Source organism: Dictyoglomus sp. GBS, assembly GCF_055179815.1.
This window is the reverse complement of the sequence record NZ_CM143687.1, coordinates 24,406-44,808: the sequence shown is the minus strand read 5'-3', so window position 1 is coordinate 44,808 and position 20,403 is coordinate 24,406. Positions and strand designations below refer to the sequence as shown.

At 31.6% G+C, this 20,403-nt stretch carries 24 protein-coding genes; 16 read left to right on the top strand and 8 right to left on the bottom strand.

The window, feature by feature from the left end:
• The first annotated feature begins 87 nt into the window (after positions 1 to 87).
• From ACY3IT_RS00215 to ACY3IT_RS00195, 5 genes are all read left to right on the top strand, one after another.
• Positions 88 to 546, top strand: a complete 459-nt coding sequence (locus ACY3IT_RS00215) for a sigma-70 family RNA polymerase sigma factor (RefSeq protein ID WP_463082783.1) — start codon at positions 88 to 90, stop codon at positions 544 to 546.
• A gap of 28 nt (positions 547 to 574) precedes the next feature.
• Complete coding sequence (locus tag ACY3IT_RS00210; protein ID WP_463082782.1) at positions 575 to 766, top strand: hypothetical protein; 192 nt, start codon at positions 575 to 577, stop codon at positions 764 to 766.
• An 8-nt stretch (positions 767 to 774) separates the two neighbouring features.
• A complete protein-coding gene (locus tag ACY3IT_RS00205; protein WP_463082781.1) occupies positions 775 to 1,737 on the top strand; it encodes an AAA family ATPase in 963 nt (320 codons plus the stop codon).
• A 62-nt stretch (positions 1,738 to 1,799) separates the two neighbouring features.
• Positions 1,800 to 2,834, top strand: a complete 1,035-nt coding sequence (locus ACY3IT_RS00200; RefSeq protein WP_463082780.1) for a DUF58 domain-containing protein — start codon at positions 1,800 to 1,802, stop codon at positions 2,832 to 2,834.
• A gap of 36 nt (positions 2,835 to 2,870) precedes the next feature.
• Positions 2,871 to 4,913, top strand: a complete 2,043-nt coding sequence (locus ACY3IT_RS00195) for a transglutaminase TgpA family protein (RefSeq protein ID WP_463082779.1) — start codon at positions 2,871 to 2,873, stop codon at positions 4,911 to 4,913.
• Here ACY3IT_RS00195 and ACY3IT_RS00190 read toward each other — a convergent pair.
• From ACY3IT_RS00190 to ACY3IT_RS00180, 3 genes are read right to left on the bottom strand one after another with little or no spacing between them, the layout of a single operon-like run.
• Positions 4,875 to 5,294: a hypothetical protein gene (locus ACY3IT_RS00190; protein WP_463082778.1), complete on the bottom strand. Its 420-nt coding sequence runs from the start codon at positions 5,292 to 5,294 to the stop codon at positions 4,875 to 4,877. The genes ACY3IT_RS00195 and ACY3IT_RS00190 overlap by 39 nt on opposite strands.
• Positions 5,291 to 5,896 carry a DUF6062 family protein gene (locus ACY3IT_RS00185; RefSeq protein ID WP_463082777.1) on the bottom strand — a complete coding sequence of 202 codons (606 nt, stop codon included), beginning with the start codon at positions 5,894 to 5,896 and terminating at the stop codon, positions 5,291 to 5,293. The genes ACY3IT_RS00190 and ACY3IT_RS00185 overlap by 4 nt, the downstream gene beginning before the upstream one ends.
• Positions 5,883 to 6,416, bottom strand: coding sequence for a CDP-alcohol phosphatidyltransferase family protein (locus tag ACY3IT_RS00180; RefSeq protein ID WP_463082776.1), 534 nt, complete (start codon positions 6,414 to 6,416; stop codon positions 5,883 to 5,885). The genes ACY3IT_RS00185 and ACY3IT_RS00180 overlap by 14 nt, the downstream gene beginning before the upstream one ends.
• 185 nt (positions 6,417 to 6,601) lie before the next feature.
• Here ACY3IT_RS00180 and ACY3IT_RS00175 point away from each other — a divergent pair, with 185 nt between their 5' ends.
• The 6 genes from ACY3IT_RS00175 to ACY3IT_RS00150 all read left to right on the top strand — a co-directional run bounded on the left by ACY3IT_RS00175 (position 6,602) and on the right by ACY3IT_RS00150 (position 11,884).
• Complete coding sequence (locus ACY3IT_RS00175; protein ID WP_463082775.1) at positions 6,602 to 7,519, top strand: peptidoglycan DD-metalloendopeptidase family protein; 918 nt, start codon at positions 6,602 to 6,604, stop codon at positions 7,517 to 7,519.
• A 20-nt stretch (positions 7,520 to 7,539) separates the two neighbouring features.
• Entirely contained in the window at positions 7,540 to 7,926 is a 387-nt protein-coding gene (locus ACY3IT_RS00170) for a bactofilin family protein (RefSeq protein ID WP_463082774.1), read from the top strand.
• 130 nt (positions 7,927 to 8,056) lie between these two features.
• Positions 8,057 to 8,560 (top strand): gamma carbonic anhydrase family protein, encoded by a 504-nt coding sequence (locus tag ACY3IT_RS00165; protein WP_463082773.1) that lies wholly within the window; start codon positions 8,057 to 8,059, stop codon positions 8,558 to 8,560.
• Between the two features lie 6 nt (positions 8,561 to 8,566).
• Positions 8,567 to 9,721, top strand: a complete 1,155-nt coding sequence (locus ACY3IT_RS00160; protein WP_463082772.1) for a pyridoxal-phosphate-dependent aminotransferase family protein — start codon at positions 8,567 to 8,569, stop codon at positions 9,719 to 9,721.
• A gap of 11 nt (positions 9,722 to 9,732) precedes the next feature.
• Positions 9,733 to 11,310 (top strand): phosphoglycerate dehydrogenase, encoded by a 1,578-nt coding sequence (gene serA, locus ACY3IT_RS00155; protein WP_463082771.1) that lies wholly within the window; start codon positions 9,733 to 9,735, stop codon positions 11,308 to 11,310.
• Positions 11,297 to 11,884 carry a cob(I)yrinic acid a,c-diamide adenosyltransferase gene (locus ACY3IT_RS00150; RefSeq protein WP_463082770.1) on the top strand — a complete coding sequence of 196 codons (588 nt, stop codon included), beginning with the start codon at positions 11,297 to 11,299 and terminating at the stop codon, positions 11,882 to 11,884. The genes serA and ACY3IT_RS00150 overlap by 14 nt, the downstream gene beginning before the upstream one ends.
• Here ACY3IT_RS00150 and ACY3IT_RS00145 read toward each other — a convergent pair.
• Entirely contained in the window at positions 11,881 to 12,711 is an 831-nt protein-coding gene (locus tag ACY3IT_RS00145) for a hypothetical protein (RefSeq protein ID WP_463082769.1), read from the bottom strand. The two genes, ACY3IT_RS00150 and ACY3IT_RS00145, sit on opposite strands and share 4 nt — an antisense overlap.
• A 42-nt stretch (positions 12,712 to 12,753) precedes the next feature.
• Here ACY3IT_RS00145 and ACY3IT_RS00140 point away from each other — a divergent pair, with 42 nt between their 5' ends.
• The gene (locus ACY3IT_RS00140) at positions 12,754 to 13,548 is read left to right on the top strand and encodes a sugar phosphate isomerase/epimerase family protein (protein WP_463082768.1); all 795 of its coding nucleotides are present in this window, start codon (positions 12,754 to 12,756) and stop codon (positions 13,546 to 13,548) included.
• 23 nt (positions 13,549 to 13,571) lie between these two features.
• On the opposite strand, the gene fba is transcribed toward ACY3IT_RS00140, so the two are convergent.
• Positions 13,572 to 14,501, bottom strand: a complete 930-nt coding sequence (gene fba, locus ACY3IT_RS00135; protein ID WP_463082767.1) for a class II fructose-1,6-bisphosphate aldolase — start codon at positions 14,499 to 14,501, stop codon at positions 13,572 to 13,574.
• 146 nt (positions 14,502 to 14,647) lie between these two features.
• Between fba and ACY3IT_RS00130 the strand changes: the two genes are divergently transcribed.
• Together ACY3IT_RS00130 and ACY3IT_RS00125 are read left to right on the top strand one after the other, a co-directional pair.
• Positions 14,648 to 14,890: a glutaredoxin family protein gene (locus tag ACY3IT_RS00130; RefSeq protein ID WP_463082766.1), complete on the top strand. Its 243-nt coding sequence runs from the start codon at positions 14,648 to 14,650 to the stop codon at positions 14,888 to 14,890.
• A gap of 22 nt (positions 14,891 to 14,912) precedes the next feature.
• On the top strand, positions 14,913 to 15,182 hold the full coding sequence (locus tag ACY3IT_RS00125) for a co-chaperone GroES (RefSeq protein WP_463082765.1): 270 nt from the start codon (positions 14,913 to 14,915) through the stop codon (positions 15,180 to 15,182).
• Between the two features lie 28 nt (positions 15,183 to 15,210).
• Here ACY3IT_RS00125 and ACY3IT_RS00120 read toward each other — a convergent pair whose 3' ends face one another.
• On the bottom strand, positions 15,211 to 16,059 hold the full coding sequence (locus tag ACY3IT_RS00120) for a DUF6941 family protein (RefSeq protein ID WP_463082764.1): 849 nt from the start codon (positions 16,057 to 16,059) through the stop codon (positions 15,211 to 15,213).
• A 101-nt stretch (positions 16,060 to 16,160) separates the two neighbouring features.
• Here ACY3IT_RS00120 and ACY3IT_RS00115 point away from each other — a divergent pair, with 101 nt between their 5' ends.
• Positions 16,161 to 17,828 (top strand): uridine kinase family protein, encoded by a 1,668-nt coding sequence (locus ACY3IT_RS00115; protein WP_463082763.1) that lies wholly within the window; start codon positions 16,161 to 16,163, stop codon positions 17,826 to 17,828.
• On the opposite strand, the gene cysK is transcribed toward ACY3IT_RS00115, so the two are convergent.
• Positions 17,825 to 18,760, bottom strand: coding sequence for a cysteine synthase A (gene cysK, locus ACY3IT_RS00110; protein WP_463082762.1), 936 nt, complete (start codon positions 18,758 to 18,760; stop codon positions 17,825 to 17,827). The two genes, ACY3IT_RS00115 and cysK, sit on opposite strands and share 4 nt — an antisense overlap.
• Before the next feature lie 111 nt (positions 18,761 to 18,871).
• Between cysK and ACY3IT_RS00105 the strand changes: the two genes are divergently transcribed.
• Complete coding sequence (locus ACY3IT_RS00105; RefSeq protein WP_463082761.1) at positions 18,872 to 20,095, top strand: hypothetical protein; 1,224 nt, start codon at positions 18,872 to 18,874, stop codon at positions 20,093 to 20,095.
• On the opposite strand, the gene ACY3IT_RS00100 is transcribed toward ACY3IT_RS00105, so the two are convergent.
• Positions 20,008 to 20,403, bottom strand: coding sequence for a DUF1667 domain-containing protein (locus ACY3IT_RS00100; protein ID WP_463082760.1), 396 nt, complete (start codon positions 20,401 to 20,403; stop codon positions 20,008 to 20,010). The two genes, ACY3IT_RS00105 and ACY3IT_RS00100, sit on opposite strands and share 88 nt — an antisense overlap.

Genomic DNA, 20,403 nt, shown 5'->3' with positions numbered 1-20,403 from the left:
TTGAAATTTACTATTAGATAAAAAAGAACTTGATAATTTTACAAATAGTAAATATAATATAGAAAATTTTATGGGAGGAAGGGAAAAATGAATGTAGAAATATTATTCTTGGCTTATAAACCATTGCTTTACAAATATTTAGGGCTTCTTTTTACAAAGGATATAGATTTTGAGGATTTTAAACAGGAAGGTGAATTAGCATTATTAGAGCTCCTAAAAAGGTATGACCCTCAAAAGGGAGAGTTATCTTCTTACTTAAAAAAGTCTCTGTATTATGCTCTTTTAAGAATAAGGACAAGATTAAGATATGAGGAAGAATATGTGGAGGAATTAGGGGAAATTGAGGTTTACAAAGAAGAAGTACAAGAGGAAAAGATAATTGATTTTTCTTGTTTATCGAAAAGAGAAAAGGAGATAGTAATGTTAGTTTATTTCAATAAATTAAGCATAAGAAAGACTGCAAAGATTTTAGGGCTTTCTCCGAGTAGTGTAAAGGTTTATAAAAAGAGGGCTGTAAATAAGTTAAGATTTTGGTGTAAAATTTAATTGTGAAAATATTTAAGGAGGTTATGGAATGGAATTTTATAGAGGAATATTAGTTATCCTCTTTATGGGGCTTATTTTAGAGATAGTGGTTTTTATTCATTATATCTCTAAATGGTTTTTCCCATTTGAATTTTATCTAAACATTTTTAATTTTGTCATGACTGTTGGTGGTATCATAGCAGTTATAAGACACATGATTAATAGGTTAAGGAGAGGATAATAGTTATTATGAAGAGTACTATTTTAAATGAGATAATAGAAAAAATAAAGGTTTTAAGAGAGAATGTTAAGAGGGTTATTATAGGAAAAGATGAAATAATTGATTATATGATTGTAGCGTTGATTAGTAAGGGAAATGTACTTTTGGAAGATGTGCCGGGAGTTGGTAAAACTGTACTTGCTAAGGCTTTGGCAGAAAGTATTGAATTAGATTTTAAGAGGATTCAGTTCACACCTGATACTATGCCTTCTGACATTATAGGAGTAAATGTTTTTAATCCTAAAACCTTAGAATTTGAATTTAAGCCAGGACCTATTTTTACTAATATACTTTTGGCTGATGAAATTAATAGAACATCTCCGAGGACTCAAGCAGGTCTCTTAGAGGCTATGGATGAAGGAAAAGTAACTATTGACGGTGTTTTATATTTCTTACCTAAACCCTTTATGGTTATTGCTACGCAGAACCCAAGAGAGCATTTTGGAACTTATCCTTTGCCCGAATCCCAGTTAGATAGATTTTTTATTTCCCTTTCTATAGGATATTTACCTTTGGAAAAGGAAGTGGAAATGTTGGAAAATCAAAAACTTTACCATCCTCTTGAAAAAATAGAACCGGTATGGAAGAAGGAAGATCTCTTGAAGGCTCAAGATATAGTGAAAGAGGTTTATATTGATAGGGATATTCTTAAATATATTGTAAATATAACTGATGCTACAAGGAAAGATTCTAATTTTTCCCTTGGGGCAGGGCCAAGGGCCTCTATTGCTTTGATGAGGGGATCTCAAGCTTTTGCTCTACTTGATGGAAGGGAATATGTGATACCAGAGGATGTAATTAAAATGGTTATTCCTGTACTTGTGCATAGAATAGTGCCAGCGGAAGGAGATAATACAACCAGATCTCGTAGAGAAGAGCTTGTGAAAGATATTTTAAAGAAGGTAAAGATACCAAAGGTAAGGGTATTGTGATTTATATTAATTTCACACCATTAGGATTTTTACTCTTTTTTTTAGATGTAATCATTCTATTGGTGAGTATTAATGTTTATTCTGTACCAGTAATTCTAATGTCTTCTTTCATTTTTAGCCTTTTCCTATGGAATCTTTTAGAATTGATATTACAACCTCTTTTTTTGACGTTGGAGATTAAAACTCCAAAACTTGTAATGGAAGGAACTTCAGAAAACATATGCGTATTTATCGAGAATAAAGGTAATATTCCTAAAAGTCAGATTTATGTTCTTTTAGGGAAAGATAAGGTTTTTGTGGGAGGATTAAGTAGAAAAGAAAAAAAGGAAATTTCTTTGATGTACAATTTTGAGAAAAGGGGAGTTACATCCTTTAATAAATTGAGAGTCAAATTTACAGGATCCTTAGGACTTTTATATCTTTACAAGAAATATGGAGTAAATGGTATTTCATATGTTTATCCTTTATATTATCCATTGTCTAAGGATCTCTATCTTATTGGTGAAGGGGGTACAAAAACTTCTTTTTCTATCCCTTCTGTACAAGGAGAAGAATTCCATTCTTTGAGAGATTATCAACCTCAAGATCCTCTAAAAGTAATAGCTTGGAAGGCTTCTGCTAAAAAGGGAAAGCTTCTTTCTAAAAGTTTTGAAAAGTTAACGAGAAAAGAAATTTATATTTTAATAGATAATAAAATAGGTAAGAAGGATAAAGTGGCAGAAAAAGAATTTGATGAGCTTTTAAGATTTGTACATTCTATTGCATTATTATCTTTTTTCTTAAATACCAAACTATTCATAAGGGCTTTGACAGATAAAGAATATATTAATCTAAAAAATATAGAAGATCTAAGGATTTATCTGGCAGAAATGGATCTTAAGGAGAATTCAAAAGAAGATTGTTCATATGATCATAATAAGGTAGATTTGGTTTTCTCACTGGATTACTTATTCTGGGATGGGAAAATTAGCCATAAAAACTTTATAGGGGTTGAATTTCATGAAGAGAATATTTTTAGCAAGAATTTTATGATCTATACATTAAAAGAAGATCCTCAGGAATTTTTAAATAGGTTTTTGTTTATTACACAAGCTTGAAAAAACTTATTGGAGTGAAGTAAAATCATTAAGGTTATGGAAAGGAAGAGAATAGATGTTAGAGATAATAGAATTGAAGACTCTATTGCAATAAGACTGGCGATCTTTTACCTTGTTTTTATGTCTATCCTTTCGGTTTGGTATTTCTTAAATCTTTCTGCAGTATATATTGGGGGTATTCTTTTATTTACAGCTTTTGGTTATATTTTTAGTTATCTTCGAAGGAGAAAGAATAATGTAATTCTAAAAATATTTATGACTATTGGTATGCTTTATCTTTTAAGGCAGTTTTTTGTGGAACTCATTAAAAATCCTTTTGATCCCAGGTTACCATTAGGAGTTTTTCTTATAAATCTTAATACTCTCCATAGCCTCCTCGATTTACCAACAAGACTTGATTTGTCTTTTTCCTTCTTTATAAGTTTAATTTTGATGGTTATTTCAGGAATTTTTGCCCGTGAAAGCCTTTTTATAGTCTTTATATTATTTTATCTCTTGGGTTTTGTAATTACCTTATTTTTACTAAATAATTACAAGCCATCATTTTCAAGAGTAGCAATCTCATTTTTTATCGTATTACTTATAGGTTTTCTACTTTTTCCCATCTTGCCTAAGAATATTCATATAGGTTTTAGACAAGATATAATGTCTCAATTAATTACACGAATTACAAATATTCAAGGAGAATTATCTTCACCTTATAGTATGCAAAATACAAATCTCTATAAATTGCCTGAGGGAAGAAAAATCCCTCCTTTACCTTTTGATAAAGAAGAATATTATGGGTTTGCACCTTTTGTAGATTTAAGACAAAGAGGAATGTTATCCTCCACATTAGTATTTAGAGTACTAACTTCCTGGGAGGTATATCATCGAGGAATTGCTTTTGATACATACAATGGCTTTGGATGGTATCAGAGTGAAGAGGAAATAAAAGATGTGACTACTATGTCTCAGCCATTTCTTTTAAAGAATAATCCTCCCCCTGAAAGTATGTTAAATAGAGCTACATATTTTATTGAAAAGGATATACCAAGTAATATAGTATTTTTACCCCATAATAGTCAAAGACTTTATTTCCCGTCTCCCCTGATATTTATAGATGGTGAAGAGGGATATAGAGCGCCTTTTGATTTACCGAAGGGTCTTATATATACAAGTTTTTATAAGGATATCTATCCGTTAGCTAAGGATCTACTAAATGCTAAAATTCCAGACAAGTATAAGTTTAGAAGATATCTTCAGTTACCAAATCTTCCCAGAAGAATATATGATTTAACCTTTGAAATTACAAAGAGTTACGAAAAGCCATGGGATAAATTGATGGCAATAAAAAAGTATTTAGAAAGATATGAGTATTCTCTTAATATACCTCCCCTTCCAGATGATATGGATGCAGTGGATGATTTTCTTTTTGTTACAAAGAAGGGATATTGTGAACAATTTGCTTCCGCTTTTGCTGTTATGGCAAGAATTATTGGGATTCCATCAAGATTTATTACTGGTTATGGTCCTGGAGATTTGAATCCTTGGACTGGAATGTTTGAGGTGAAGGTAAAAAATGCACATGCTTGGGTAGAGGTTTATTTAGAGCCAGTAGGTTGGATTCCTATTGATCCTACACCTTTCACTCCCTTAATAGAAGAAAGAGATAAGTCCCTCTCTGTCAATCTATTAAGTGTACTTTTTGCGTCTATGGGTAAGGTAATTGAGGGTTTATTTGTCCTCTTATATAAGATAACCTTAGAGTATAGATATGTTGTATTTGCTTTATCTATTCTGTTCATTATATGGTTTTTCCAATATTTAATGGATAGGATTAGGCTTATTCAAGAGGATAGGATTTTTAGAAGAGTTATAAAGAAGCTTAAAAAGAAAGGTTTAATAAAGGATAATATAAGTTTATATGAGATGATGCGCCCTTTGGGAGAAGATGGTATAAAATTTGCTGGTCTGTATTATGCTTTGAAATTTGCTCCTCTTTCTGAAGAAGAGAAAAGAAATTATTTAAATGAGATGAAAGATTATGCTAAGAAAATATTATCTAATCTTTCTGCCCGTTCCCAAAAGAAGATCTAATATTTCCATTACATAATTTTCTTTTAATGGAGTTTGGTTATAACTGTAGCTTTCAATGACATTATGTATATGTTTTAAATAATCTTCCCATTCTTTTATTAGTATCTTCCAGGTATTTTCTGGAATTTTATCTTCAAAAATTTTTAGATGGTAAAGGCAAAGATCTGAGAAATCACCATTATAGTATGAAATAATCTTTTTTTCTAATTCGCATATTGGGCATATATCCTCTTTTTGAATTTCTTTGTCTTGGTACAATCTGGGATTTAATAATAGGGCTTCTTTTAAATGTTCTTTACATAGATAAATGGGTTTATTTAAAGATTTATAGAATTTTTCTTTTTCCTCTTTTATTTTTTTACATATGGGGCATTCTTTCATTTTGCTTTGTTATACCTTATCATTTGAAGTTTTTTTAAGAAAAGCTCTGCATAATCTCTATCCCATGTGAAAGCTTTATAAATATGTTCTGGGTATTTTTTTCTTTTTGTGTTTGAGAAAGGTTCTATCTTTGCATATAAATTTGGAGCTATATTTTTAATAATCTCTTTATGAGGTTGGCAAAAGTCATAGGCATTCTCTTTCCATAATTCAAAACTATCCTTATTTCTAAGTACATCTTCTAAAGCAAGAATATATAGTCTTTCGTATTCCTTTTCCTTTTCGCAAAATATACAAGAGATATTATTAGCTATTATTTTCTTTTTTAGATTTGGTAAGGTGTAATTTTTTATTATATCTTCGTAGATGATACTTATACCTAAGAGGTCATTAAAGGTAATTAGTTGCAAAGAGTGCTCCTCACAAAATCCACCTTTTTCTCTTATCTTTCCTCTCAGAGATGGATCATTAACGCTTTCATATAATATATTTTCTATATAACTTCTTAAAGATTTTTGTACTAAAAAGCATAAAGGACAGCATTCCCAAAAGAAAGCTGTTTCCCAAGATAGATGTAAGAGGCTTTTACTATTTTTTTTCATTTTTGAATATTTTCTTTATTCCTTCAATAAACTCTGGTACCTTTTCTTTTGGAAACCGAGGCCATGTAATAATTATAAGTAGAATTAAATATATTACAATAGAGATTCCTAAAGTTAAATCATTTTTAATAGAAGTATAAATCATCAATCCGTATGGTACCGCTTGGATACCATCTGCTATTGCTTTTGCCTTAAGCCAAGTAAGTAGAATTATAGAGATGATAAGAAAGGATAAAGAAAAGGTTATGGATATAAAGCCTGAGGAAGTAAGGTAAAAAAGAACTCCTGCCGATACTGTCATATCTGCATAGAGATCATGTTCTCCAATCCAATCCTTTGGGGCTTTTGACTTTCTTGCTAAGAAACCATCAAGAACATCTGTTATCCAGGCAATTATTAGCCAAGTTACAGCATATTTTAAACCAGCTTTCTTTTTTAAAACCCCTAAATACGATATGATAAATCCTATAAAAAATCTGGTTATTGTTAACGTGTTTGCAAGGTTCTTTAACAAAGTCATTTTTTGTTCCTCCTGTAATAGATACCTTATTTTAATAAATTATACTCTTTTTGTTTCATGAGTAAATATGAGGTAAATAAGATAAAATCTTATTTCTTGACACATCTTGTATTCTTTGGTATAATTTTTTACAAAATTTTAATATTTGCTTTGTTAACTTTAATTTTTAACTATATGAGGTAAATATGGCTAAAAAAAGTAAGTGGTGGAAAAGAAAATTTTTTACTATAATGATAATTCCCCATGATGCTTCTACTGCAAAAACACGAAGGGTTCATCTCAGTATAATTCTCTTAGTCATATTTGCCATTGTTGGTATAATTAGTACATCTTTAACTCTATATAGGATTGCATCAAACAAATTCAGTAGAGTTAAGCATTTGGAAATATTAGAAGAAGTTACGGAAAAACAAAAGGCTCAAATTAAAGAGATAGAAATATTAAGAGAGAAATTAAAAGAACTGGAGGAAACAGAGAAAAAACTTAAGAGTATTCTTGGTATAAAAGGAAGTCTTCCTCCTCCCAAGGATAAAAAAGTGGTTTCCTTAGGTATTGATTATGCACCTGATATTGATACATATGATTTTCAAAGAAAGATAATAGAAGTAAAAACATTAATTGATGAAAAACAGAGAGAATTGGCACGAGTAGAAAACGAGATACAACGCCGAAAGAGTCTTCTTGCTGTAACACCTTCCCGTTGGCCTACCTTTGGATTTATATCTTCAGGATTTGGTTGGAGATTTCATCCCATATTTAGGAGGACTAGATTTCATACGGGTATAGATATTGTGACTTTTTGGGGGGCTCCTGTATATGCTACTGCAGATGGGATAGTTTCATATGTGGGATGGGAAAGTGGATATGGAAAAGTTATAAAAATAAACCATGGAAGAGGTATTACTACTTACTATGCTCACCTCTCATCTTATGCTGTAAGAGTTGGCCAATATGTGAAGAAAGGACAATTTATAGGTAGAGTTGGAAGTACTGGAACTAGTATAGGACCTCATTTGCATTATGAGGTAAGAAGAGGGGGTAATCCGGTAAATCCATCCGCATACCTTTCGGTGGATATTATTAAAATTGGTAAATTATATTAGTTTAGGGAAGGAGGAAGATAATGTTAGGGAGAAAAGAAAAGCCTGAAGTTATGGATACAGTTATAGGGGGACAGTCAGAGTTTGAAGGTAAACTTGTTTCTAAAGCTTCTTTAAGAATTGATGGTAGATTTAAAGGAGATATAGAGGCTAAGGAAGCAGTCATTGTAGGAAAGACAGGATTTGTTGATGGTAATATAAAGGCTAATAAGGTGATAATTATAGGTGAAGTGGTTGGCAATATAATCTGTAGAGGTTCTTTAGAAATTCTTTCTACAGGAAAATTTAAGGGGGACTTGAAACTGGGAGGGAAAATATCGGTAGAAGAGGGTGGAGTGTTGCTTGGTAAAACTGAAATTTTGGAAGAGGATAAAATATCTGAGTTTTTTGATATAAATTTATCATCTTAATTAAATTTTAATCTTTACTCTATTGTCACCTTAAATTAGTTTATATTAGAATATAAACCAAGAACTTTTCAATGATGAAAAGGGGAATTCTCGTAGGAGGTTCCCCTTTTTTGTTGAGGAGTATTAAGTTATGTTAAAGTCTTTTGATGGTTTTTATCCCGTAATAGGGGATGAGGTTTTTATTTCTGATAGGGCTGTCGTTATTGGTAAAGTCACACTTAAGAAGGGGGTTAATATCTGGGATTTTGCTGTAATTAGGGGTGATCTTGATTCTATTTTTATTGATGAGTTTTCAAATATACAGGAGAATGTTATTATTCATGTGGATGAAGAAAAACCTGTATATATAGGTAAATATGTTACTGTAGGGCACTCTGCAGTTTTACATGGATGTAAAATTGGTGATAATACTCTTGTTGGTATGGGAGCAATTATTCTTGATGGAGCTATTATAGGTGAAAATTCCATTATAGGCGCAGGATCATTAGTACCTCAAGGCAAAGAAATTCCTCCTTATTCTGTTGTTTTGGGAGTACCTGGTAAAGTTGTACGTAGTGTCACAGAGGAGGAAGTTAAAAGTATTAGGAAGAATGCGGAGTTATATTATGATTTAAGTAAAAAATATTGGAGGTGAGGATTCATGCCTAAAAACTTTCTACTGATTCCAGGTCCAACTCCGGTACCACAAGATGTACTCTTAGAGATGGCAAGAGAAATGATTAATCATCGTGGCTCAGAGTTTGCCAACATTTTAAAAACTAACACAGATCTTTTAAAGAAAGTATTTAAAACAGAGAATGATGTACTGATATTAACAGCTTCTGGTACTGGTGGTATGGAGGCTGCAGTTGCCAATTTCTTTTCTCAGGGAGATGAGGTTTTAGTAGGAATTTGTGGAGTTTTTGGTGAGAGATTTGCAAAGATATGTAAGGCTTATGGATTAAATGTTAAAACTATAGTTACCGAACCTGGAAAAGGGATAGAACCAGATGTACTTGAAAAAGCTTTAAAGGAAAATCCTAATGTTAAAGCTGTATTTTTGACCCATAATGAAACTTCCACTGGAGTTACAAATAATTTAAAAGAGCTCGCACCTATTGTAAAAGAAAATCCTGAAAGACTTTTAATTGTAGATGCAGTGAGTTCTTTAGGAGCTATAGATTTACCCACAGATGAGCTCAAGATAGATGTGGTGGTTACTGCTTCTCAAAAAGCTTTAGAGACCCCTCCTGGTCTTGCTATGGTATCGGTAAGTGAATTGGCTTGGAAGTTTAACGAGAAGGCAAATTTACCAAGATTTTATTTTGATTTAAGACAAGCAAAGAAATTTTTAGAAGAAGGGGCTACTCCTTTTACTCCAGCTGTTTCTATTTTCTTTGCCTTAAAAAAGTCACTTGAAAATATTTTAAATAGAGGTCTTGAAAATAACTTTAAGAGACATAGTTTATTAGGTAAGGCTGTAAGAGAAGCTATAAAAGCTATTGGTGTAACTAAACTTCTTGCAGATGAAAGATGGGCTTCTGATGCAGTTACACCTGTAATTCCCCCTGATGGTGTAAATCCCGATGATTTGAGAAAATATATAAGAAGTAAGTTTGGGATTGTTTTGGCAGGAGGACAAGGCAATTTAAAGGGTAAGATATTTAGAATAGGACATGTAGGCTATGTGGAACCTACAGATATATTAGTAGCATTATCTGCAATAGAAATATCCTTAGAAAATGTAGGATATAAGGGAATAAAAGGTAAAGGAGTACAAGTAGCGGAAGAAATTTTTGCCCAAAATTTTAATTAGGAGGGGGAAGAATGGAAAGGTATAAAGTATTAGTTTCTGATCCATTAGCTGAAGCTGGCTTAAATAAATTAAGAGAATATTTTGATGTAGATTATAAGCCGGGGCTTCCTAAAGAGGAGCTTCTCAATATAATTGGGGATTATGTTGCTTTAGTGGTTAGATCCGAGACAAAAGTTACAAAAGAGGTTATAGAAAGAGCTAAAAACTTAAAAGTTATTGGTAGAGCAGGGGTAGGAGTTGATAATATTGATGTAGAAGAAGCAACAAGAAAGGGAATTCTTGTAATAAATGCACCTGAAGGTAATACTATAGCTGCTTGTGAACATACTATTGGATTAATGTTAGCTATTTCTCGTAAAATTCCTCACGCATTTTGGCTTTTAAAACAAGGAAAATGGGAAAGAAAAAGTTTTATAGGTAATGAACTTTATGGGAAAACATTAGGTTTGGTTGGACTTGGAAGAATTGGATCTGAGGTAGCAAAGAGAGCAAAATCCTTTAGAATGAGAATTATTGCTTATGATCCTTTTATTTCCTTAGAGAAGGCAAAAGAACTTGAAGTTGAGCTTACCGATGATCTTTATTATCTTCTAAGAGAAGCGGATTATGTCTCATTACATTTACCATTGACTCAAGAGACGAAAAACCTTATTGGAAAAAAAGAATTGGAAAGCATGAAACCTACTGCTTATCTTATTAATTGTGCAAGAGGTGGACTTGTAGATGAATCAGCTCTTTATGAGGTATTGAAGGATAAAAAAATAGCTGGTGCAGCCTTAGATGTATTCAAGAGTGAACCTATAGAGCCTGATAATCCTCTCCTAACCTTAGATAATGTAGTGCTTACGCCCCATTTAGGTGCTTCTACTCAGGAGGCTCAAGAAAAGGTTGCTCTTATTGTGGCTGAAGATATAATAAGATTCTTTAAAGGAGAAGTTGTTACCCATGCTGTTAACTTACCAATTCAAGTTTCTCCAGAGATTTTACCCTTTATAAGGCTTGGAGAAAAACTTGGAAAATTATTGGCTCAAGTTGTTAATGCCAATCCAGAAGAATTAGAGATACAAATATGTGGAGAATTGGCTAATAAAATAGAGACTTCTCTTGCGTCTGCAGTAGTTAAGGGATTTTTGGAACCTATATTAGGTGAAGAGGTAAATCTAATAAATGCTCTTCCTATGGCAAAAGATAGAAAATTAAAGATTAAGGAAGTAAGGACAGAAGAAACAGATACATACAGAACTTCATTAAAATTGAGATTGAAAACGGAGAAGGGGTTTATAGAACTTTCTGGAACTGTAAGTAGAGGTCAAGAGAGACTTTTGAAGATACAAGACTATTATTTAGATCTTGCTCTTGCCCCTTATCTTTTAATCGCATTTCATATTGACAAACCAGGTATTATTGGTCAAGTAGGTACTATTTTAGGTGAAAATCAAATCAATATTGCTGCAATGCAAGTAGGAAGAAAAGAGATAGGTAAAGATGCAGTAATGGTACTTGTAATTGATAATCCTGTAAGCGAAGAAGTATTAAATAAAATAAAAAGATTAGAAAATATCATTGACGTATATTATGTCTGCATCTAATAGGATACATGGATTAATACAGGTATATACGGGTGATGGGAAAGGAAAAACGACTGCTGCTTTAGGGCAAGCTGTAAGGGCTTTAGGACATGGATTAAAGGTACTTTTTGTGCAGTTTGTAAAGGGTAATAGTTTTACTGGAGAGTTCCTTTTTGCACAGAAAGTAGAAAATTTAGATTTTTGGCAGTTTGGAAGAGATTGTATTTATTCTTCGGGCATAAGAGAGAATATTATTGAATGTTATGGTTGTGGGGAATGCTTTATAGGAAAGGATGGGCCTACAGATAAGGATTTAGAAGTGGTGAGAGGGGGATGGCAAAAGGTGTTAAATAATTTCAACAAGTATGATCTATTGGTGTTAGATGAAATCAGTCTTGCCATATATTATGGGTTAATAAAGGAAGAGGAAGTAATAGATTTTCTAAATAAAAAACCCGGATATCTTGAAGTAATATTAACTGGAAGGTATATGCCTGAAAGTATAAAAGAAAAAGCGGATTTAGTTACAGAAATGAAAGAGATAAAACATCCATACCAAAAAGGAATTAAAGCAAGATGGGGTATTGATTATTAAAATCTTAATGTTCCTGTGAGCTTGTATTTTAATTTTGAATTTGATGAGTCTTCCTTATCAAGAAAAGTGCTAAAATTAAGATTTAATATATTGAGATTTAAACCTATGCCTAAGGTATAGTTTTGTATATTTGTAATATTTCCAGAGCTTCCCAATCTTATTACCAATATATTTCCTAGATTTTGTTCAAGACCAAATCTTAAAAGATTCAAATCTTTTGTATTTGAAAATTTTTCCACATCTACCACATCTAAATAAAGGTTAGTTGTATCATTAAATAGAGAAAGATTTAAACCTAAGCTATATTTTAAGAATGTAGTTACTTTATATTCATTTTCAGATAATTTTTCTATGGTAATTCCTTCTCCTACTACACCTGTTTTTATGTTCCCAACTTTTAAAAGTATACCTAAATTACCTTTTATCAATTTTTGTTCTTCCACATAATTTGCTGATGTTCCAAAATAAAGGTAATTGGTGAGAGGAAAGGATATAGCTCCTCTTATATTTTTAAAAGTATATTGTTGGGTATTGGGATCAAAGGATAAGTCAACACTTAAGGCGTAAAAAGTAGTAGATGGATAAAAGTATGATATTTTTATAGTTTGGTTATTTGTAGAATCTATAGAAAAGGAAAGATAGGAGAATTTTTTTAGAGATAAAGTGGCGGGACTAAAAAAGTATGTCTCTCCCTCACTATTAAGGGTTACAAAAGTAAATCCTAAACCTGCTGATTTAGCATCAAAAAGTGTAAGATCCTCTTGTGCAAAAGAGGAACTAAATATAGAAAGATATAAAGCTATAAATAGTAAAAGTATTTTCTTCATAATGTTATATCTCCTAATAAATTATAGTATAATATTTCTAATATGAAAATAGGATTTTCTTTTTTATCTTTAAAAACTTATTCAGTAAGAAGAGCTATTGACATTACTCAAAATTTAGGAGGTAATACTTTAGAGCTTTTTGGAGATCTTGTCTTATTTTTTAATGGAAGACTGTTAGAGAAACCAGAAAGAATAAGAGAATATGCAGAAAATAAAAATTTCTTTCTTACTATGCATCTTCCTTATATAGATATTAATTTAGGCTCCTTTAATGACCTTATATGGAAGAGTAGTATAGACAGTGTCTTGAAAGCTTTGGATTATGCATATAAGATAGGTGTTAAAAGGGCAGTGATACATCCTGGGCAAGTCCCTTTAAGAATTTTCCTTCTAAAATATCTCGCAAAGAAAAGGCTGAAAAAATCTTTAGAAATAATAATGGATAAAGCGGATAAATATGGTATAGAGATTACCTTTGAAAATACATACTTTGATGATAATGATTTGTTTGAAAATGTAGAAGAGTTTAAAAAATTTATTGATACATTTAGAGAAAGATTAAAGGTTTGCTTTGATTTTGGGCATGCAAATATTTCATCTCAAGGAGTTAATAAATCTTTTGAAATATTAAGGCCATATATTACCCATATTCATATACATGATAATGATGGAACAAAAGATGAGCATCTTTCCTTAGGAAAAGGGAAAATTCAGTTTGAAGAATATTTAGATTTTATCAGAAATTTTAAGGGGTCTATTATTTTAGAAATTAACTCTTTAAAGGAAAAACATGAGAATTTAAAAAGAAGTATACAATATTTAAAGGGAGAGAGATAATCTCTCTCCCTTTTTATTTTATATTATATCTGTCCGCTTGAGCCAAGTACGTTTCTTAATTTATGTTTTACTAATTTTTTGACTTCGTCTCTTGCTGGCCCAAGATATTTTCTTGGGTCAAATTCCTCTGGATGTAATGAAAAAATTTCTCTAATAGTAGCAGTAACAGCAAGTCTTAAATCAGTATCTATATTTACCTTACAAATTCCCATTTTAGTAGCTTCTCTTATCATTTCTTCTGGTACACCTTTTGCTCCCCCTAATTTGGCTCCATATTTATTTGCCTTTTCTACATATTCAGGGAGTACGGAAGATGCTCCATGTAAGACTAATGGAAATCCTGGAAGTCTTTTAGCAATTTCTCTTAATCTGTCAAAGTCTAATTTAGGTTCACCTTTAAACTTATAGGCACCATGGCTTGTACCAATAGCTATAGCAAGGGAATCTACTCCAGTTCTCTCAACAAATTCTACTGCTTTATCCGGATCAGTATAGGATGCTTCTCTTTCAGAAACTACTACATGTTCTTCAACACCAACCAATCTTCCAAGTTCTCCTTCTACTGCTACTCCTCTTGGGTGTGCATAATCAACAACTTCTTTTGTGATTCTCACATTCTCCTCAAAGGGAAGATGAGATCCATCAATCATTACAGATGTGAAACCAGCATCAATAACTTCTTTACAGAGTTCTACACTATCACCATGATCTAAATGCACTGCTATTGGTATATCAGGAGCATCTTGTACTGCTGCTTCAATTAACTTCATCAGGTATACAAGTTTTGCATAATTTCTTGCACCTTTTGATATTTGAAGAATTAATGGTGATCTTTCTTCTTTTGCTGCTTCAATTACTCCTTGCAAAATTTCCATATTATTTACGTTAAAGGCTCCTATTGCATATTTACCATAGCATTTTTGGAATAATTCTTTAGGGTTTACTAAAGGCATTTTTATACCTCCTTAAAATTTTAGGAATTTTAAGTAGTATAGCATGATCTTTTATAAGAAAACTTTAAAAAAATTTTAAATTGACTTAATAGGTATATGTTTTTATAATATACCCCATATAGTATATATTAGGAGGTGAAGTAATAATGAATATGCCAAGAGTAATAGTATACTCAACTTCCTCTTGTCCTTGGTGTAATGCAGCTAAAAGATATTTACGGGAGAGGGGTATTAGATTCTATGATGTAGATGTCTCTAAAGATAAAAAAGCAGCAGAGGAGATGGTAAGAAAATCAGGGCAAATGGGGGTTCCTGTTATAGATATAAATGGACATATTATTGTAGGATTTGATAGAGCTAAAATAGATAGGTTATTAGGTCTTAAGTGAAAAATATAAGGAGGTGAAAGACGTGAAAAGAGTAATCCCATTAGAGGATAGGGTACTTGTTAAGGTTATAAAGGAAGAAGAAAAGACGCCTACAGGTATAATTCTTCCTGATGTAGCAAAAGAGAAGCCTCAAATTGCTGAAGTGATTGAGGTAGGAGATGACGAAACTATAAAGGTGAAAAAAGGAGATAAAATTATCTTTGCAAAATACTCCGGAACAGAAATAAAGGTTGATGATGAAGATTATCTTATATTGAGTAAAGGAGATATTCTTGCAAAAATAGAAGAATAAGGGGCATTTCTGCCCCTCCCCTTATTCCTTATTCTTTGATCACTTTTAGTACAAAGGAATTAACTTCTTCATCGTCAAGGAAAACTTTAACTAAGTAATCTCCCTCTTTCTCAAATGAAAAATTGGATATCTCATCAAATAAAGTAATAATAGATCCAGCATTTGTTTCAAAGCTTTGAGGTTCTGATTTATATAATAATTTTTTGTCAGGTGAGAAAATTTCTATATGTTGGTTGTATTCACTTTCACCAGACATCCAACCATTTGCAATAATAAATGAATCTGTGAATGGTAGTTCATCAGTGGCGTAATATTCGTAAATTCCTTTTAAGGATGTAAGACCATAATCATTTTCGTAAATCTCAAGAGCAGGAAGAGTAAAGGCTAAAATAGGTTTTTGTGTTAAATTTTCTGGAATATCTATATCTTCATCATTTTCTAAAACGAATAATGGTATTTCCTTGAGAAGTTTCCCGTCTGCTTTCACTTGTATCCAATAAACTCCTGGTTCATCAAAGGCTATATCTTCAAAGTTTCCCCAAAAATAAAATACTTCATTTTCTCTTGTCAATTCAAAACTATCATCGATAGTGCCTAATATTTTCTCTTTACTTGGGTTTAATAGATTTATTTCTATGTCGTATTTTCCATTCCCCATCCACCGAGAATATAGTGAAAAAGTATCTGTTTGAGGGAGACTATCAAAATTAATTATACTAAATATTCCGTCAATTAAAGTAAGACCATATTCGTCTTCTTCTATACTTGAAGCTATTGCTACACCTATTAGTTTTATACTATTGGGATTTTCTTGTGCATAGGATAAACTAAAAACAAAAAAAATGGAGATTAGGAGGGAAATAATAAGCTTCTTCATAAGAAAAATTTCAACTCCTTCCTTTAAATCTTCTTGGAAATATTATAAACTAAATTAAAAATTTTTTAAATAAGAACTTAAATATCTGGGAGGTTCTTATCATGATAAATGTGGAATTTAGAGGGGCAATAAGATTAGAGATAGAAAATCCTCAAAGAGTTATAGAAATTTTGAATAACAATAAAGAGATAGCTTCTAAGCTTTTAAACGAAGGGGAGATTCCTATTGGAGTGAGGGTAAATGGAGAAATAGAAGATCTTAATTTTATGGTTACTGATGATGTTAGGCTGGATGTTATTGGTAGTAGATCTAATTTGGGTAGGAGAATATTAGAAAGAAGTTTTATATTTCTTTTAAACTTAGCAGTGTCCAAGGTTTTTCCTGATCAAAAGGTTTTAGTAGAGCATTCATACCATAAGAGTCTTTATGGTAGATTTAAGAATTATACACCTAAGTGGGAGGATATAGAAAAAATAAAAGAAAAAATGAGGGAGCTTTCGGAGAAAGATATAGATATCCAAAAAAAGTATGTGGAAAAGGAAGAAGCCCTTTTATTGTTTAAAGAGAAAAATGAGGAAGATAAAATTAGACTTATAAAATACATACCTTTTTCAAAGATTCCCATATATCATGTAGATGACCATTATGAATATTCTTTTTTACCTTTAGTACCTTCTACTTCTTATTTAAAAACTTTTGATTTAAAGCTTTATCAACCTGGTTTTATATTGATTCTTCCAGATGATAAGGATATGGAAAAGCTCAGTGAATTTAAGGAGATAGTTAAGTTATTCCAAGCTTTTTATGAATATAAAAATTGGCTTGAGATATTGGGACTTGTAGATGCTTCTTCTTTAAATGATTCAATTGAAAGAGGAGAGGTTTCGGAAGTAATAAAAGTGGCAGAGGCTTTACATGAAAAAAAGATTGCTCAGATAGCTGATGAAATCTGTTCAAAACTTCCAGATTTAAGACTGGTGTTGATAGCAGGACCTTCTTCCGCAGGTAAGACTACTTTTAGCAAGAGATTGCAAATTCAGTTAAAGGTGAATGGTATAAGACCTATCGTCATAGAGATGGATGACTATTTCTTACCACCCCAGTATATATCAAGGGATGAATATGGAAATTATGATTTTGATAATCCTAAGGCTGTAGATATAGAACTTCTTAATGAGCATTTAAATATAATTATGAATGGGGGAGAAGTGGAACTTCCCAAGTATAATTTCCAGAAGAAGAGAAGGGAAAAATCAGGAAAAATAGTAAAATTAGATAAGAGAAGTATTATAGTGATGGAAGGAATTCATGCTTTAAACCCAGAAATGACAAATCTTATCCCTGGCCATATGAAGTATCATATTTTTGTAAGTGCTTTGACCCATCTTAATATAGATAATCAAAATAGGGTACCTACAACTGATTCTCGCTTGATAAGAAGAATTGTAAGGGATAGTATTTTTAGGGGATATGGTGTGATTGATTCTATAAGACAATGGCCTTCTGTAAGAAAGGCAGAAGATTTATATATTTTTCCAACCCAGGAAAGGGCTGATGTGATGTTTAATTCTGCATTGGTTTATGAGTTTCCAATTCTAAAAACTTTTGCTGAGCCAATGCTTAAAGCTATTCCTCCATATTATCCAGAATATCCTGAGGCAAAAAGGCTTCTTGATATTCTCTCTCATTTTCTGCCCTTGTCTCCTACAGAGGTTCCTATGACTTCTATTTTGAGAGAGTTTATAGGAGGGAGTTCTTTTACATACTAAAATCTATATTCTTCAAAGAGATCTGTAGAAATATATCTTTCTCCAGTATCAGGTAGTATTACTACTATATTTTTGTCCTTATTCTCTTCTCTTTTTGCAACTATTAGTGCAGCATAAGTGGCAGCTCCTGATGAAATACCACATAATATTCCTTCTTCTCTAATTAATTTTTTTGCTGTTTCTATAGCATCTTCGTCTGAAACTTGTATTATTTCATCTATGATATTTAAATTAAGCACCTTTGGTATGAAACCAGCACCTATACCTTGAATTTTATGAGGAGAAGGATTGCCTCCAGATAGTACTGGAGATTTTGATGGCTCCACTGCAATGATTTTTATACTATTTTTTCTACTTTTAAGAGCCTCTCCTATGCCTGTTATAGTTCCTCCTGTACCTACTCCACCAACTATTATATCTACCATTCCGTCAGTATCTCTCCAAATCTCTTCTGCAGTGGTTTTTCTGTGAATCTCTGGATTTGCAGGATTTTCAAATTGCATAGGTATAAAGTACTTTTCAGGTTTTTCTCTTACTATTTCTTCTACTTTTTCAATGGCACCTTTCATACCCTTCTCTTTGGGAGTAAGAATAAGTTCTGCACCAAAAGCTCTTAATAAAGCTCTTCTTTCAAGACTCATACTCTCTGGCATAACAAGTATTAATTTGTAACCCTTTATAGCGCAAACCATGGCAAGACCTATTCCTGTATTTCCTGAAGTGGGTTCAATAATTACTTTTTCCTTGGATATTAAGCTTTCCTTTTCTGCCTTTTCAATCATGGATAAAGCTATTCTATCTTTTATGCTTCCCCCTGGATTAAAAGATTCTAATTTTGCAAATACATTCGCAAAGCATCCTTGTGTGATTTTATTTAATTTAACTAAAGGAGTGTTTCCTATGAGTTCTAATATATTATTTGCTATTTTCATTTTTTCCCTCCATATTAGCTTTTATCTAACTTAGAGTAATTATATCATACTTATTTAGTATTTTTTTCAGCCTTTGGTATAATTATCTAAAAAAGTTTAGGAGGTTTACTTTTGAGAAATAAGAGAAATTATATTTTGGCATTTTGGGATCCAGTCTTTTTTATAAATGGGATGATCTTTTTGAATGTTAATACGGTGATTCCTTATTTTATTATTGCTCTTTCGGGTACTACTTTTCATATAAGCTTGGCCAATTTTTTGGCTGTTCTTGGTAGTTTTTTGCCTTCTATTTTTATAGCAAGATACGTTCAGAGGTTAAGGATAAAAAACAAAGTTTTTGCTAAAATTCTTCTTATTCAAAGATTTAGCTTCTTAATTTTTGTCTTTTTATTTCCTTTTATTCTTAAATATTTTGGAAAAACAGCTACTATTTATTTATTCTTACTTTTTTACGGAGCCTTTAACTTATTTGTGGGAACTTATGGACCCTTTTATTTTAGCATTTTGGATAAAATACTGCCCTTTGAAGAGAGGGGACGTGTAGTAGGTAGAGGTAGTGCGTTAGGAAATTTGATTGCTATTTTTATGACCCTTCTTTTAAATTTTTATATAAGTAGAATTTCTTTTCCTTATAATTTCTTTCTTATATTTCTTACCGGTACCTTTATTCTCCTTTTAGATGCCCTGTTTTTTTATTTTATGGAGGAAAAAGAGGGAGATATTTTTGAAGATAGTTTATCCTTTTCCCAATTTATGAAGAGGGCTTTTTCTATTTTAAAAATTAACCCTGTCTTTAGGAAAGTTGTAGTATCTCTTCTATTTTTAGGACTTTCTCTTACCTCTTTGCCCTATTTTATTGTTTATGCTGATAAAAATTTTGGGGCTTTAAATAATATAGTTACAGTCTTTAATTTTGGGTATATTCTTTCCAGCGTTTTGGGAAGTTTTATTTTGGGTGAGTTAACAAAAAATTTAGGATACAAAAAAGTATTATCCTTAGGTATGGCTCTTGGTTTAGTTGGATTTATTGTAGTTTTTGTATTTAGAAATTTAATTGGTACAATTTTGGGTAGTATTCTTGTTAATTTAACTTTTGTCTCTAATATTCTTACCTCTGGGTTTATAATAACAGGGGTATCTCCTAAGGAAGATCTTCCTGTATATTTGGCGGTAAATAATACTATAGTGATGGCTTTTTCTTCTTTAATGCATCTTTTTAATGGGGCTATAATAAAATATTTGGGTTTTTATGTACTCTTTTTTGTCTCCTTTATCTTTCTTGTATTTTCCTTTGTTTCCATAGGGCGAGTGGTTATTACATCTACCGATAACTGAAATATATTTTCTAATACTTTATAGCCCATAGGAACTGGTGCAGTAATCTCTATTTCCGATAATTTTTCAAGTAGAGGGAAAATGTATTCTTTAGGAATAGGAAATGTGGTTTTTACTGGTACAACTTTATATTTGCCATTTTTTATTTTTACTGTAGTAGTTAAAGTTCTTTTAGGATTTTTAAACTCCTCTATAGCGTAATTTTTTCCTTTTTCACATTTATTTCCTTTAACCATAATATCTTCTCCTATTTCTAACTCTAAACTGCAACCTAAGGGGCATACTATACAAGTTATTTCTTTTTTCAT